This is a genomic window from Acetobacter sicerae (assembly GCF_011516765.1).
GTDB classification, from domain to species: Bacteria; Pseudomonadota; Alphaproteobacteria; order Acetobacterales; family Acetobacteraceae; genus Acetobacter; species Acetobacter sicerae.
The window spans coordinates 188,110-203,455 of the sequence record NZ_JAAABN010000005.1; the positions used below are offsets into that span (position 1 = coordinate 188,110).

Below are 15,346 nucleotides of genomic sequence, written 5' to 3' on the forward strand. Positions count from 1 at the left end.
CAGGTATATTTTTTGTTCCTTTTTTGAGATGGCGCTTTATGTTAATATGTAACTAAATATTGGCGTCCATGTCATTTTGTTAACGGTTCGGCTGTGGGCGCATCAGACAGGTTTGAGGAATACCCTGATGTCGAGCGTAACGAATGGCGGGTCTGTTTCGGGCACAACCACCAGTTCCGGGGATGTGACGCAGAATGTCGATTCCGGAAATGGGGAGCTTGTCACCACGGTTGGAAGCGGAGGTGTGGTGACGTCTGCTGTTCTGGGGGCTTCGGCAGAGACCTACGCAAGAGAAGACCTGATTGTAGAATCAGGAGGAGCGTCCTTTTTCACGTCGGTCACTCCAGCCGATTCAGCCAGTGTCGTTGTCCGTAATGCAATAGTGCAGGAAGATGTGTACGGGCTGAGCACCAGCGCCGTTTTTTCCACGACCATCGCAGAAATACAGAATAACGTTCATGGATGGGGCGGCGGCGCTGAAGTCTATTCAGCGAGCCAGTATATTCATGCTGGCGGAGAATCTTACGGCGCGACGTTTGCGGGAGCGCCGGATGGCAGTTTTCTTCCTAACCAGAATGATCCCTATTGGGGTTACACACCGATTACCTATTCCGCCGCTGATGCGACGCAATATGTTGAGTCTGGCGGACTGGCGAAAAACACAACGTTAAATGCCTACTCTGAGCAGGTCGTCTCCGGTGGCGGCATCGCACGCGATACGACGGTCAACAGTGGCGGAGAACAGATTGTTTCCTCTGGTGGTTCAGCCGTCGATACGACCATCAACGCCTACGGTTCATCCTTCGTCACATCTGGCGGCACGGCGATCGACGTGGATGTCGGCTCCGGCGGTGTCCTGAGCGCCGGCAGTGGCGCGACGCTGACGGACATCACGCTTGAGAACGGCGGCAGGCTGGACGTGTCGAAAGACACGCTGTTCACGGACCGGATCGCGCTCAATGGCGGCACGATCGACATCACGGACCTGACTGGTTCCGGGACACCGGATTACACATTCAGCGGCGATAACAGACTGACGATCACCCGCGACGGTGTGAGCGAGACGATCCTGTTTGACGGCGTCTATGATCCCACCAAACTGCTCGTCACGACCGACACTGATGGCAGCACGCTGATCGATTACGGCACGCCCGCGCCGTGCTACTGCCCGGGCACGCTGATCGCCACGGCGGAAGGCGAAACTCCCGTCGAGGCGCTGGAAATCGGTGATCTGGTCCGCACGGCGTCCGGCGCGCTGCGTCCCATCCGCTGGATCGGTCGCCGCGCCTATGACGGCGTGTTCGCCCGCGGCAATCCGGACCTGATCCCTGTGACCTTCGAGAAAGGGTCTCTGGGCCACAACCTGCCGAAGCGGGCGCTGACAGTTTCTCCGCTGCACGCGATGTTCGTGGAAGGGTACCTGATCCCGGCACACTGTCTGGTGAATGGCGGCTCCATCCATTACGGCAGCATCGGCGAGCGGGTGGAATACATCCATGTCGAGCTTGAAAGCCACGATCTGTTGCTGGCCGAGGGCGCGCCGTCCGAGAGCTTCGTTGATGACGGCTCACGCGGCATGTTCCACAACGCTGGCACGTTTGCGGAGCTGTATCCGGAGGCGAAGACCGTCGAGGCGGTCTATTGCGCTCCTCGTCTGGAAGACGGCACGGTGCTGGAGCATATCCGCGAGCGTCTGTCGGCCCATACCGGCAGCTCTGTGCGGCTGGGCCTGCTGGCTTCCGACAGGGAGCGTCAGCTGTCCGGCTGGGCTGTTGACCTGCTGACGCCGTCCGAGCCTGTGGCGCTGGAAGTGCTGCTGAACGGGCGTGTGATTGGCATGACGCTGGCCGACGGTCCGAGCGGCGTGGTGAGCAACGGTGCGGCTGCCTACGGCTTCACGTTCGGTCTGCCGCGCGGGGTCACGACGGCGAGCGGCGCGTTCTCGCTGCGGGCTGTGTCGTCCATGAAGGCAGCGGCCTGAGCCAGCCTCCATGACCGGTCCGCTCTATCGCGCCTTTCTTGATCGGGCGGACCGCTATGTCATCGAAGGATGGGCGAGGGATGAGGCGGACCCGTTTACGCCCGTCCCGCTCGCAGTTTTCCGTGATGGGGTGCAGGTCGCGGAACTGGCCGCCGAAAGCTGGCGCGAAGACCTTGTGGAGCCCGGTCATAGCGATGGTTATTGCGCCTTTCGTCATGTCTGGGTGCCGCCGCTGCCGGAGAACGATTTTTCACGGATCGAAGTGAGACTTCCGAACGGAGAGCAGATCAGTGGCTCTCCGGTTTTCGTGCCCGCGCCGACGGATGAGCAGACCGTGCTGGGGATGCGGGGTGCGATCGACATTCTCGATCACGAGCGGGTCGCCGGGTGGATACGCGACGAGGATCGGCCCGAGCGTGCCGTTGGGGTGACAGTTCTGCTCGACGGGCAGGAAGCCGCCTTTCTGAAAGCCAACAGCTTCCGCCGCGATCTTCGTGATCTGGGTTTGGGAAGCGGGCGCTATGGCTTCGAGTTTCTGTTTACGTCTCCACCGGACCCGCTCACGGCGCATACTGTCGAAATCCGCCCTGATACAGGTGCGCCTTTTCCGGAAGGTGCAAAAATTCTGCCAGCGGCAGAGGGCTTTTTCGATCAGGCCATGATGAATCTCGCCCGTCGCGAAATTGGTGGGTTGCGCGATGTAGGGAAGATCCGGACGGCTGCCGATTTTCTGGCGTCCTGTGTGGAGACGCTCAGGAGGAAGGATGCGGAAGGCACGTTGGGATTGGCGTCCCGGCGTGAAATTCGTCGTCTGCGTCGGCAGGAGGGCAATCGTGCCGTCACGGTGCAGCGTCAGGTGCTGGTGATTGACGATCAGACCCCTGATGCACGGCGCGATGCGGCCTCGGTGGCGTTGCTGGCGCACATGAAAGCCCTACAGGCGGCGGGTCTGAAAGTATTTTTTACGCCAAGCCTCATTCCCGGCTGTCGTGAGGATGTTCTCGCTTTGCTTGAAGAGCAGGGGATTACAGTTCTCAGGCCGCCCTTATGGGAGTCGGTCGAGGCCATTCTCAGACAGGCGGGCGAGGCGTTTGAGCTCATCTATCTGCATCGCCTCGGCAATGCGTCGGCCTATCTGGAGCTGGCGAGACGTCTCTGTCCGATGGCGCGGATTATCTGGTCCGTGGCGGACATCGACAGTCTCCGTCTGCGGCGACAGGCGCAGGTCGAGCAGCGGCCTGAACTGAACATTCTTGCCGCCCAGAGTGAGGCGCGGGAACGGATGGTGACCTGGCGTTCCAATGTGGTGCTCACCCATTCGGATGAAGAGACGGCGCGTATCCGGGAAGGTGTGCCGTCCAGCGCCGCTGTCACCGTACGCTGGGCGGTTCCTGTCGGGAAGACGGTGTATCGTTCGGCAAAACGGGACAGGATCGTTTTTCTCGGCCATTTTGGTCACGCACCCAATCGGGATGCTGTCCGCTGGCTGGCTACGGAGATTGTGCCCGCCCTGCGGCATCTGAATCCCGCTCTGGAGATCACGGTTTTCGGTTCGGGCATGACGGCGGAAACCCTGTCCTTCGCCTGTGATGGGCTGACATTCGCGGGTTATGCGCCGGAGATCTCTAGTGTTTTCGCACAGGCGCGGCTGATGGTGGCGCCTCTCCGTTTTGGTGCGGGCATCAAGGGCAAGATTCTGGAAAGCTGGGCGCATGGCGTCCCGGTTCTGATGACGCCGATGGCGGCGGAGGGGCTGCCGCTTCTGGATGGGCAGCGTTCCTGTGTGACGCCTGCGGAAACGGAGGCGTTTGTTGCCGGGATTATGGCCTTATGGGCCGATGAAGATGGGCTGAAAGAGCAGTCTGCTCTGGGACGAAAACTGCTAAGGGAAGCTTTTTCGGAAAAATCGGTGGAAGCTGAAATGGCGCAGGCTCTCTCTGCCGCTTTCGCTGAAAAGGGAATGAAGAGCGGGAGCCTGTAATCAGAAGTTTTGGTGAAGCTTTTTGCAAAAAGCTTCAAAACATGTCGCTTTCCGGGGCTTGGCTTGCACCCACAAAGAGACGTAGCCCCTTTGGTCCCGGTTTATTAAAAGAGGGGGATGGTCAGTTGGCGGGGCCCGAGGCTTTCAGGGTCGCGGCATTGAGCTGCTGATGCAATGACAGGCCGTGCGCAACCTTGGCCGCATCGGCTGGCGCCATGGCGATGCCGACTGGGCCGTAAGCTGGATGCTGAAAGGCGAGAATGGAGCCCTGAGACTCCGGATCAAGCTGAAGCGCCCAGTTGGTGCGACGCACCGGCGTGAACGGCACCCCTTCAATAGGCGGAATGTTCGTGCCGATCATGGCCTGATGAACCGCGCCAAGTCCCGTGATCAGATCGGCAACCTGAGCGGCATTCAGATCCAGAACGATTTTCTTGCGACCTGAGGTGATGGTCAGGGTCGCCTGCTTGAAGTCCTCGGATGCTGCGATATGGATATGAGGATCTTTGACGCGTTCCGCAGGAGCCGATGTTTCCGTTGGCGTCGTTTTCTTGCTCATTATTCCGTCAGGCTTTCCTGCTGATCGAGGTAACCTGAAACCGATATCTCAGGTGGTCTCTCGCATATTATAAAGCCATTCTCTCTCTGAGAGAAATGCTCTTTCAGGCCGAGGGCGCATCAGGAGAAGGCAGAACAGGGCCAGCCCAGATCCACCAGTCATTCTGCTGCTCCTGCCTGAGCTGGGTTGCGGCGGCTTCCGCGCTTTCTGCCGTATCGAACAGGCCAAAGCAGGTTGCGCCCGAACCACTCATCCGGCTGAGAAGACAGTTCGGCAAAGCGCCGATGGCGTCCAGAACAATGCTGATCGACGGGCGGAGGGCGCAGGCCGGTGGCTCCAGATCATTGCTGAGGCGCTGAAGATCGTCCGTCATGGCGGCGGCAGTCGGCCATGCGGCTGGCAGGATGGCGTCACTGGAAAAAGCGGCGTTGCGCGCCTTGAAAATGGCGGGCGTGGAAACGGCCTCACCACAGTTTACAAGCAGTATTCCGCAGGCCGGAAGAGCGGGCGCGGGATCAAGCTGCTCGCCGATGCCGCGCATCAGGGTCGGTTTCTGGAGCAGGCACACAGGCACATCCGCTCCGAGCTGTTCTGCGATCGACAGAAGGCGCGGTTCCGGCGTGCCGAGCGCCAGAACCCGGTCCACAAGACGGAGCGTCGCGGCGGCATCGGCTGATCCGCCACCGATACCGGAGGCGACCGGCAGGTTTTTCTCGAGGATGAGACGGCCTGTGAGTGGGGTGTCCATGCCCTGGGTCAGCAGACGGGCCGCCCGTATGACAAGATTGTCGTCCGTGGCTTCCGAGGCGAGTTTTTGGCCAAAAGGTCCGGTCAGTTCGAGTGACAGCGGTGCTTCGGAGGCTTCATGGGTAAGGCGGTCTGCGGCCCCTGCGAACACCACGAGACTGTCGAGCAGATGGTAGCCATCCGGCCGTTTGCCCGTGACATGCAGGTAGAGATTGATTTTCGCATGGGCTGTTTCTGTGAGGCTCACGGGGTCATCCGGCTGTTGTGGGATCGGCGCGCACAGGTTTAGCGCAGCTTGGCAGATGGCGCGAGAGATGAACATGCTGGTTTCGGGAAGGAGTGGTTTCCGTAGATTGCTTCAGAATAAACGAAACTATTGCTCTTATTTAGCGTTCTGTTTCAGTAGAATGGCATCGCTACGTGCAGGTATGACGTGTGAGAGTCAGCCGGTTTCAGTCACGGGCAGCGACTAGCTGGAGGCCGGATTGTCTGAGACTGTGTATAGAAACGCTACCCTGTTTGATGGCCTTGGGGGCGCGCCTGTCGAATCCGATGTCCTCATCCGGAACGGTCTCATCGCCGCTATTGGGAAAACTCTCCCTGTGTCGGACGACGCAGTGGAAATCGAGTGCCGCGGTCTCTGGCTGATGCCGGGCATGCTGGACATCCATACCCATCTCGATCTGGAAGTGGAGCTGACGCCCGGACTGCCTGAAGTCGTCCGCCACGGTACGACCACGGTCGTGATCGGTAACTGCTCGATCGGGGTGAGCTATGGCAACCAGCGGCGCAATGGCGAGGATCCTATTGTGGATTGTTTCGCCCGGGTGGAAAATATCCCCCGTGTTGTGCTGGAAAAGGTTGCGGAACACTGTACGTGGGACAGTTCCGGAGCTTATCTGGATCACCTCAGGGCGCTTCCTCTTGGTGTCAATGTCGCACCTCTCCTGCCGCATTCCATGGTGCGGATCGAGGTGATGGGGCTGAACGGGTCGATCTCCCGTAAACCAACACCTGCAGAATTGCGCCAGATGGAACGACTGGTGGAAACGGCCATGGAAGAGGGTTATGTCGGTCTGTCCACGGATGCGTTGCCCTTCCATTTTCTCGCAAACGCGCCCCACAAGAAAAATAAAATTCCGACTCAATACGCCGAGTTTTCAGAACTGAAGCGTCTTCTGTCCGTCGTCCGGAGTTTTGGGCGGGTCTGGCAGGCGACACCGCCGAAGGATGATATTATTGCTGCGGTCAAAGGATTTCTCCTGACCAGTCGGCGTCTTTACAGGCGTGCACTGAAAACATCCGTTCTGGCGGCTCTTGATCTGCGAACCAATCAGTCGGCTTACAGACTTTGTCTCATGCTGGCCCGTATCCTCAATTCAAAAATCGTTGGCGGACACTTTCATTTTCAGGCTCTGTCGGGGCCGTTCCGGATCTGGAGCGATGGAGCCATCAATCCGGTCGCGGATGAACTGCCGGAACTCAGGGCGCTCAATGAACTGGAGCTGGATGACCGGGAAGGCCGGCTGCGGATTCTGAATGATCCACAGTGGGAAAAGGCTTTTTGCCGGATGTGGATGCAGGGACGGAAAGGTCTTTCTCTTGCCCGGCTGCTGCGTTGGCTGCGTCTCGATCATGTTGTTCTGAGCCGCTCTCTGGCCGCTATGAATGTCGTGGAATGTCCCCTGCCGCACTGGTCCGGAAAGACGCTGCAGGAGCCGTATCGACGACTGAAGCTGTGGCGGACGTCCCGGGGACGTTACGGAGCGGAGAATGCCGCCGAAGAAGAACTGTTCCGGAAAGTGCCAGCCGCTGCAAAAAACGATGCCCAGTTTCTGCTGTTTCTGCTGCGTGAATGGGATACGGCGCTGCGCTGGGAGACAGTCATTGCGAATAATGATCCTGATATCCTCAGATACCTTCTGTTTCATCCCATGACGTTGCCGGGTTTCAATGACAGCGGAGCGCATCTTGCCAATATCGCCTTTTACGATGGCAACCTGCGTACCCTGAAGATCTCGCAGGAGGAGGGACTGGCCCGTGTTGCCGAGAGCATCATGCGCCTGACTTCTGTTCCGGCGGAGTTTTTCGGACTGGATGTCGGCGTGGTCCGTGTGGGAGTCAGGGCGGATCTCTGTGTCGTTGATCCGGAAGCGCTTCGTGTGTGGGATCCGGAACAGACGTGTGAATTACAGGAGCGGTCGGAACTGGGCTGTCGTGCCATGGTTAACAGGCCGGTTGGTGTAGTGCGTGAAGTCATGGTGTCAGGGCGGCGGGCCTGGGTGGAAGGCAGTTATGCTGACGATCTGGGTAAGGCGTCTTACGGCGCTGTTCTCCGCGCCCGCTGAAAGAGGATTTTCTGTTCTTCACAGGAGAGCCTGTAGTCGCCTTTGTTGATGATTTTTCTGTGTTAAAATGACTGGTGTCGCAGGGGATACTGACAGGGCGTTCCCCGGCCTGTAAGCTTCATGCAGTTTATGCCATGCTGTGCAGGAAGATGTGTCCAGCAGCGACATAATAAGAAGATTGAAAGGGCATTCGATGAGGTGGCTTGGCGTTCTGGCGGGAGCTCTTGTGATGAGCATCGCTGTTCCGGCGCATGCCGAGGATTACGTCCGGCTGGTCAGGAAGGCGAAAGTTCTGACTGTCAAGGATGCGAAACCTGTTCCTGTCTCCAGTTCTGAAAGGCTGAGGAGCGTGGCCAATCTGGAGCTTCAGGATGGCAGGTATGTTGACGACTGCAATCATCCGGTAACACCGCGCAGTATTGCGCTGGACCTTGGAAAGGCATTGCCTGATGTGCGGGCTGTGTTTGTGCAGGACAGCGCCTGCTATGGCGCGGGCGAAAGCAGCCTGACCGTTCTGGATGGAAATGACCGGGTGATCTGGCAGGATAATGCAACAAGTGTTGCGGTGCTGGCATCGGTTCATGGCAAGGTGAATGATCTGGCTTTTCAGGAAACGGCTCCTACGTTTTCTGTGTGGGGCTGGAATGCTGGCGGTCATGTTTATGAAATGCTTGAGAATGTCGAGTTGCCGGACTGACGATGTGTCCAGTCTGCCGGTTTGTGGGATGCATCTGAAATTCTCCTGATATCAGGAGATGAAATGCCGCTGACGCATCCATTCGCGGGCCAGTTCCGGCCAGATAGTGGTTTGCGTGCCGGGACGCCCCATACCAAAGCCATGTCCTCCATCTCGGAAGAGATATCTGACGACGTCAACATCGTTGTTCTTACATGCTTTTTCAAGAATGGCGGTGTTCTCGGCGCTGGCGATGCGATCATCCGCTGCCTGCACGAGAAAAAAGGGCGGATCGCCGGGCTTTACATATGTTTGCATCGACCAGTCGATACTGGCCTGTTCGGTTGGATGGTCGCCGATCAGCATCCGTCGCGTGCCCGTGCGCTGGTAGGGTGGTTCCAGAGTGACAACAGGATAGGCGAGCAGACTGAGGGCCAGCGTGGTGGGTACACTGTCGTACATGTCCACGGGACGATAGGTTTGCCATTTCGGGCGGATCGCACATGTTCCCATCAGGTGGCCGCCTGCGGAAAACCCGAGTGCACCGATCCTTGATGGATCAATTCCGAATGTCTTTGCATGGCCACGCACAAGACGGATCGCACGCTGGGCGTCCTGAAACGGAGCCATCCGACCGTCTTTCCAGTGTTCTCCGGGAAGTCTGTAGAGGAGGACAAAAGCGGTAATGCCGAGGGAGGTCAGCCAGCGGGCAGGGAGGACACCTTCTTTCCTGATCTGGATATAACGATACCCGCCGCCGCCTGCCACAATGACGGCCGCTCCGTTAGGATGTTCCGGGCGATGAACACTCAGTGTCGGGGTCGCAATGTTGGTCAGCGCGCCACGAGGCGAGAGTCTGGGCTCCCCCTGAGGACCGCCGCCGTCCGGAGGCGCGCCGTTCCACAGGGGAATATGCAGATCACCGTCAGGCAGGGCTTCTTCCGGATATCCTGTCCTGCCTGAGTGGAAATCGTAGGAAGGAGGAGAGCATCTGCTTAACAGCGGAGCCGTCAGTGTGGCGGCGGCGTTCAGCGTGAAAAGCCTGCGTTTCAACAGCATATACTATTCAGAGTCCTCAGCATTTCTGAAGATGGTTGTTCACAGGCTGTTGCTGGCAGTCAAATAAGTTGGTTGTGTGGCATCTGTGGATAAACCATGAAATCCGGCCTGGCAGCCGTCAAATGAACGTTTTTGTGCTTTGAGCATTATGCTGCTTCTGAGAAGCGGTGATTCGCGCTTTCAATCGCGTGTTTTCCAGATTCTGAGGGTGAGTCATTGGGTTATATGTTCTGACCGGTGGCGCGCTGTTCGAATGGAAAGCAGAGTTCAGAATATGCGATTATATATGAATAGAGTTGCTGCTTCAGATAACGGACTTGGCAGAAAGCGAACAGATTGGATGAGGTCTTGAGTTACAGGCGCTCTTTCTCCCTATGGAAGTCATCTTTTCAATTCTGCCCATCTGTCTTGCCGGCGCATTCGGGAAAATGAAATATCCCTCAGATTTCAAAGTGAGAGGTTTGTAAAACTTCTCTCCATCTCTCAGGAAACAGACATCGTTCAACGGGCTTGTTTGTATTCGATTTACTGGAAGATGATCCGTCAGATTGTTATGTTTTGCTTGTTGTTTGTAAGAAAATAAATAATTCAAGAAAAATAATGAGTAATAATTGATAATTACAATATACATCAGAAGATCAGCCGAACAAGTTCCGAAAACCCCTAGGGCAATGTTCCATTATTCGGCTGTCTGAAGCATGAATGTCAAACTGTCATCACGTATAAGGGATAAGATTGCGCATGCAGCTTTTTAACGTGGATATGTCTGTATCCATGACAGCCGCGAAGCACATGCAGAAATCATAAACTGACATTGTTCCTATATTGTTACGCAAAATATGAATGAAATCATCAATGCTGATTTCGCTGTTTATGCTTACAGATGAATAGGGAGCTTTTCCGTCATAGTCGATTTTTTCCAGAGTATATTTCTCCCAATGAAGCACTTTTTTTGCAGAGAAAGTCACTTCCTTGTTGTCGCAATGACTTGGAGGAGATGTCAGGTAGTTGTATTCGTAGGGGTTGCGTATCGAAACATGGCCGTCGCCCGTATCCTCAACGATGACACAGAAAGATGACAGCCCGCCAGTATCATTTGAAATAACTATACTGTCACATGATTTTTGAAAGAAACTATAGAAGTTGTTATCCCCTTTCAGTTTGCAAAGATAAACCCTTTCGCCGGGTTCGCTCGAAATTCTGCCAGACTGATTTAAACTCAGGAAATCACCATGTGTGTTCCTGATTTCAAAGACATCCATATCGTTTGCGGGCTCAGTTTTGTAGACGATATGGTCTGAAAGAGAAATTACTTTGTGATTTTTGTAAGGAAATACGCATGCGTATTTAAGAGCATTGAAGAATCTTGCTCTGTTAATATTATACATGATGCTTCTTGCGCTTTGGGAAAAGGATAGGGGCGCAAAATCATCTGCATCATTAACGTTGAAGTGATTCCAGTAGCCTATGGAGTCTGACAGATCTGAATTAACCCGTCTTTTTATGCGCGAAACATAGTGCTCCATGCTTCGGCATATAAAGTGCATTACTTTCGCATGTTCCCAGTTTATTTTCTTTGTTGTGCCTCTCCATTCAATAACTTCACCATTTTCATGGACGTAATGTTTTTCATCGACGTTTAGTTTATGTGGATTTGAGTAGCGCAGGTCGACCTTTTCCGGACGAACAAAACTTTTGACCAGTCCGAACCCATCAGGATCGGGTGGAGTGACATTGTATTTTGTGAATTGATCAATGTTGAGCTTGTTGTTCGCAATGACTTTGTCATTGCTGCCATACACGCACCAGCTTATGGCTATTCCGTCTGCGTTTTCGAATTTTTTCTGGGAGAAGAAGTCCGCAGCGTTGGAAAATCTGTTTATATACAGATACTCGTCGCCGTCCAGAAATCCGAGCCAGTCAAAAACACCCTTGGCCTTTTCAACGGCACTGTTGAAACATTGGCCTTGGCGAATGTAAAAATTGCTTTCCGCTTTTATGTTGGTTCTGTAGCTCTCGATGGAATATATTTGCGCAGCTGACTGGATGACTTCCCATGTGCCGTCATCCGAATGATCATCGAATATATATAAATGATTGATGCCAATAGCAAAATGCCAGGCAATCCAACCCGTAATATCGTGAATTTCGTTCTTTACAAACAATGCGCAGGCGATTTTCATACCAGGACCCTTATTTTGGGAAATTATAAAAAAATATCTGATTTCATTCAAGATGAATAATGTTGTTAAATCAAAATTATGAAAATACAGTCTGATAAATTTTGTATTTTTATTGGTTTATATTTTGAGGTGTATATTTTTGTTGAATTACTTTATCTATAAAATTAATATTACACACCTATATTTCTGTATTTATTGTGTGCAAGTTTTCTTTTGTTTCAATGATTTAAAAATAAAATCACAACACGAACATAGTTAATATTAAAAAGTTCCACCTCTTCCCATCCAGAAATGGAAAGAGGTGGAATTGAAACTAGATTTGATTGGCTACAAGTTCCATCTGTCTCAGAATTGCAGATGTCACACGGATATCAAATGCTATTCCGCGGTCTGTTGTATAATCATTTATTCCATTCCAGTTATAGTCAACTGGAAATGGAATATGAATATAGGCTGTATTTGAGTGTTCCGGACATGCAACATGATCTCTTGTGAGATTGAGGACAAGAAGCCTGGACTTTTTCTCTACAAGGATCGGATTCATGTCTTCCATGAACTTCGGAAGATCACACTCTCCAACCATGCCGAAGACAAGAAGGGTGTGCCCCTTGTTGAAGCGTCGGGAGAATGAATCGACCTTGCGTCTTATGAGACTATGAAACGCCGCCTGATCATCTCCGATAATTGTCCGCCCACGCTCATGGCCGAAATGGACGCCTGAGGGTCTGTGGAACATCTGGGGAGCGCCAGAGGGGTCAACGCCCTGATAATAATTCTCGGGCTGCAGATAGCTTGAAAAATCGGTCCTGATGGCCTCGGCTGCTGAATTTCGGCTAAACGCTCCCAGATCAAAGATCGTGATGTCAGCATCACCAGCATAATCGATCAGCCCCCAGCGATTGGCGAGGGTATAGGGAAGGCAGCTCTGGCCGAGCGAAAGAACGCTGACCTTTTCCTTCTGCGCGCTCAGAAGGGTGTGGTAATTAAAGGCTGACATGGCGAGCGCGCGCAGATTTCTGTAATCCACGCCTTCAATGGCGGAGGAGCCGTCCTCAATCGTCGAAAGAAGCCGGTCACAAAGTTCAATCTGGCGTTTGTAATCTCCCAATGCTTCCAGCGCGTAATAGACGGCTGCTCCGCATTTGCCATCAACAAAGAACAGTTCCCAGTACTGGGTGACGATCCTGTTGAGGTAAGGGAAATTTTTGGTTTCCACCAGAGGCAGAAAACACTCGGTGACCAAAGGCAAAAAGTGGATATTGCTGAATGGGTTGTGCTTCTTGAGCATCAGCTCACGACGTCTGAGCGATTCATTCCAGTCAGCACGGGCGTCCGTGCAGCGTGTCCACTGTAGAATGAAGCCGACATCATCCGGGAACAGTCTTACAAAATCGTCAGCGCATTTGTCTGCTTCATCATCCAGACGCGCTCTTCTCAGGGCCGAATAATACTGCCACCACAATCCGGCGTCATCAGGGAAATTCTTGACCAGTATGGCAAAGACCTCGCACGCCTCTTCATAGTCGCCATCTTCCATGAACGACATGGCCTTGTTGAAGACGGGGGATTTTTCTTCCTCTTTTAACTCAGTATTCACAGTCATTCTTCAGGCCTTTGCGTTTAAATCTTTCGAAGCGATATTACAGAGATCAGTGCACAAACAAAACCAGCATCATAATGTTTTAAAGACACTGTCTCATTCAGATGTTTTCCGAGCGACTTCTTCTGGCGCCGCGCAGTGTGTGCATCGCAAACACGCCAACACCCAGAAGAATGGCGGCGAATGTCTGGTGAACGGTGCCTGCCCAGACCGGGACGACCAGCAGCAGCGTCGTGACCCCCAGAGCGTACTGGATCAGCACGGCCCAACCCAGTAATGCGACTGCGGCATGAGCGCGGGTGGTGAGTTTCGTTTTCATTCCCGTGAGAACCGTCAGGCCGATTGTCAGCGCCGTGACGGTCGCCAGCAGGCGGTGATCAAACTGGACAGCCGGAATGTTGGCGATCCAGTTATACCAGAACGGACTGAGCTTGGCGTACCCTTCCGGGATCAGATGGCCATCCATCAGCGGGAAGGTGTTGAAGACAAACCCAGCATGTGTCCCCGCCGTAAAACCGCCCGCCACGATCGTCAGGCCGACCAGACCGAGGGCTGCGTGAAGGAAGGTGCGGGTCCGACGTGCGCCGATCATATCCGGCAGGGCTTCCGGTTGTGGGAAACGCACCGAGAGCGCCGTCCACAGGATGGCGACATACAGAAGCAGCGCCATGCCAAGATGCAGCACCAGCCTGACCGGCTCGACCGCCGTGCTGTCGGGACGGAAGCCCGACGCCACCATGAACCATCCGATCGCGCCCTGAAGGCCGCCCAGCACGAAGAAGACCAGCAGGCGGATCACCAGCCCACGGGTCAGAACCCTCCGGACAGCGAAGAACGCCAGCCCGCCGAGCAGGTTGATGCCCATGAGCCGTCCCCAGAAACGGTGGATCCATTCCAGCCAGAAAATCTGCTGGAACCCGGCCAGTCCAAACCCGTCATGCAGGATCTTGTACTGTGGGATGCCCTGATAGAGAGCGAATTCATGCTCCCATTGAGCGTGGGTGAGGGGAGGGATGATTCCCGTCAGGGGACGCCATTCCATGATCGACAGGCCCGAGCCGGTCAGGCGGGTCGCGCCGCCGAGGGCGATCATGCCAAGCAGCATGACGCAGATGCTCAGCAGCCAGTTGGAGACGTGGCGACGATCACGCAGGGTCATGCCATCGACCTCCTGTGTGGCGTCGATCCGGGAGGAGCCTGAGGCAGGTGAGAAGCTATTGGACATTTCGTCCGTTTAACGCGCTCTTGCAACCGTGAGCAAGGAGGTGTTACCGCGCGCCATGAGCGAAAGCCCCATGCCAGATCCGACAGAAACGCACGAGGAGCAGGCGCCGCCGGGACAGGCGCATGGCGTCGGGGATCAGGCAGCCCCATCCCTGCTCTCTCTCCTGCGTCCGGCTGTCATGCTGATCGTCCTTCTGGGCGGCGCGATTGCGTTGCGGGAAGTGCCCGCGCTCCATACGCTTCTCAACGATACGGCGCACCTTCGTCAGGGCGTGTCCGGTCGCTTCTGGTTCTGTCTCGCCGGGACACTCTGGTGTCTGTTCGGTCTGCCGCGTCAGGTCCTGTGTTTCGCGGCCGGGGTGGCTTATGGCCTCGTGGAAGGAACGACGCTCGCGACTGTGAGTACTGTCGCGGGCGCTGTGCTGTGCTGGGCGTGGGCGCGATGGGGGGCGCATCACTGGGCCAGAGAAACCATGGCCCGCAGAAAGCGTCAGGGAAAGGGAGGAGTTCTCATGCGGTACGGAGAACGAGTCGCCGGGATGCTCGCACGTCATCCGTTCGAGACGATTGTCACCCTGCGTCTCCTGCCTGTGGGGTCGTCCCTGCTGCTCAACCTGTTCGCGGGCCTGTCCGCCGTCGCCCTGTGGCCTTTCACCACTGCGACGCTGGTCGGCAGCCTTCCACAAAGCATCATCTTTGTTCTGCTGGGTTCAGGCGCACAGTTCGGCGGTCCGGGTCGAACCCTCGTTGCCGTGGCGCTTTTTGTCGCTTCAGGCGTTCTGGGATATCGACTGCTCAGACGCCTCACCATTGACAGTGAAACCGATCTTTCCTGAAGGCGTATCAGCCATGATGCGATGGGAGACGCGAAACCTCGTCCGACCTGTTACTGTTACGGACACTGGCTGTCGTGGCGGAGGCTGTTGTTCCAGTCTTCATCATGACAGAGAACATTGGAAAAACTTGGAATACCCCTTGCGGAAAGGCG

At 55.0% G+C, this 15,346-nt stretch carries 11 protein-coding genes; 5 read left to right on the forward strand and 6 right to left on the reverse strand.

Annotated features, from left to right (window positions below):
* Positions 1–127: 127 nt before the first annotated feature.
* Complete coding sequence (locus tag GVI59_RS07780; protein ID WP_173573715.1) at positions 128–1,981, forward strand: Hint domain-containing protein; 1,854 nt, start codon at positions 128–130, stop codon at positions 1,979–1,981.
* 10 nt (positions 1,982–1,991) lie between these two features.
* Positions 1,992–3,962, forward strand: a complete 1,971-nt coding sequence (locus GVI59_RS07785) for a glycosyltransferase (protein WP_173573716.1) — start codon at positions 1,992–1,994, stop codon at positions 3,960–3,962.
* Positions 3,963–4,083: 121 nt separating this feature from the next.
* Here the strand turns inward: GVI59_RS07785 and GVI59_RS07790 are convergent, their stop codons facing one another.
* Together GVI59_RS07790 and GVI59_RS07795 are read right to left on the reverse strand one after the other, a co-directional pair.
* A complete protein-coding gene (locus GVI59_RS07790) occupies positions 4,084–4,521 on the reverse strand; it encodes a hypothetical protein (protein WP_173573717.1) in 438 nt (145 codons plus the stop codon).
* A gap of 103 nt (positions 4,522–4,624) precedes the next feature.
* On the reverse strand, positions 4,625–5,515 hold the full coding sequence (locus GVI59_RS07795) for a 4-(cytidine 5'-diphospho)-2-C-methyl-D-erythritol kinase (RefSeq protein WP_173573718.1): 891 nt from the start codon (positions 5,513–5,515) through the stop codon (positions 4,625–4,627).
* A gap of 238 nt (positions 5,516–5,753) precedes the next feature.
* On the opposite strand from GVI59_RS07795, the gene GVI59_RS07800 reads away from it, so the two are divergent.
* On the forward strand, positions 5,754–7,616 hold the full coding sequence (locus tag GVI59_RS07800; RefSeq protein ID WP_173573719.1) for an N-acyl-D-amino-acid deacylase family protein: 1,863 nt from the start codon (positions 5,754–5,756) through the stop codon (positions 7,614–7,616).
* 229 nt (positions 7,617–7,845) lie between these two features.
* A complete protein-coding gene (locus tag GVI59_RS07805) occupies positions 7,846–8,313 on the forward strand; it encodes a hypothetical protein (protein WP_232878246.1) in 468 nt (155 codons plus the stop codon).
* A 51-nt stretch (positions 8,314–8,364) separates the two neighbouring features.
* Here GVI59_RS07805 and GVI59_RS07810 read toward each other — a convergent pair whose 3' ends face one another.
* From GVI59_RS07810 to GVI59_RS07825, 4 genes are all read right to left on the reverse strand, one after another.
* Positions 8,365–9,351: an alpha/beta hydrolase gene (locus GVI59_RS07810; RefSeq protein ID WP_173573721.1), complete on the reverse strand. Its 987-nt coding sequence runs from the start codon at positions 9,349–9,351 to the stop codon at positions 8,365–8,367.
* 716 nt (positions 9,352–10,067) lie between these two features.
* Positions 10,068–11,534, reverse strand: coding sequence for a glycosyltransferase family 2 protein (locus GVI59_RS07815; RefSeq protein ID WP_173573722.1), 1,467 nt, complete (start codon positions 11,532–11,534; stop codon positions 10,068–10,070).
* 313 nt (positions 11,535–11,847) lie between these two features.
* Positions 11,848–13,137 carry a tetratricopeptide repeat protein gene (locus GVI59_RS07820; protein ID WP_173573723.1) on the reverse strand — a complete coding sequence of 430 codons (1,290 nt, stop codon included), beginning with the start codon at positions 13,135–13,137 and terminating at the stop codon, positions 11,848–11,850.
* Between the two features lie 97 nt (positions 13,138–13,234).
* Positions 13,235–14,293 (reverse strand): COX15/CtaA family protein, encoded by a 1,059-nt coding sequence (locus GVI59_RS07825; RefSeq protein WP_173573778.1) that lies wholly within the window; start codon positions 14,291–14,293, stop codon positions 13,235–13,237.
* Positions 14,294–14,414: 121 nt separating this feature from the next.
* On the opposite strand from GVI59_RS07825, the gene GVI59_RS07830 reads away from it, so the two are divergent.
* Entirely contained in the window at positions 14,415–15,194 is a 780-nt protein-coding gene (locus GVI59_RS07830; protein ID WP_194299063.1) for a TVP38/TMEM64 family protein, read from the forward strand.
* The last annotated feature ends 152 nt before the right edge of the window (positions 15,195–15,346 follow it).

What these genes read in the sequence shown, in the direction of transcription:
- GVI59_RS07780 (WP_173573715.1), top strand. Translation starts at nt 128, where the DNA reads ATGTCGAGCGTAACGAATGGCGGGTCTGTTTCGGGCACAACCACCAGT.
- GVI59_RS07785 (WP_173573716.1), top strand. Translation starts at nt 1,992, where the DNA reads ATGACCGGTCCGCTCTATCGCGCCTTTCTTGATCGGGCGGACCGCTAT.
- GVI59_RS07790 (WP_173573717.1), bottom strand. Translation starts at nt 4,521, where the DNA reads ATGAGCAAGAAAACGACGCCAACGGAAACATCGGCTCCTGCGGAACGC.
- GVI59_RS07805 (WP_232878246.1), top strand. Translation starts at nt 7,846, where the DNA reads ATGAGCATCGCTGTTCCGGCGCATGCCGAGGATTACGTCCGGCTGGTC.
- GVI59_RS07810 (WP_173573721.1), bottom strand. Translation starts at nt 9,351, where the DNA reads ATGCTGTTGAAACGCAGGCTTTTCACGCTGAACGCCGCCGCCACACTG.
- GVI59_RS07815 (WP_173573722.1), bottom strand. Translation starts at nt 11,534, where the DNA reads ATGAAAATCGCCTGCGCATTGTTTGTAAAGAACGAAATTCACGATATT.
- GVI59_RS07820 (WP_173573723.1), bottom strand. Translation starts at nt 13,137, where the DNA reads ATGACTGTGAATACTGAGTTAAAAGAGGAAGAAAAATCCCCCGTCTTC.
- GVI59_RS07825 (WP_173573778.1), bottom strand. Translation starts at nt 14,293, where the DNA reads ATGACCCTGCGTGATCGTCGCCACGTCTCCAACTGGCTGCTGAGCATC.
- GVI59_RS07830 (WP_194299063.1), top strand. Translation starts at nt 14,415, where the DNA reads ATGAGCGAAAGCCCCATGCCAGATCCGACAGAAACGCACGAGGAGCAG.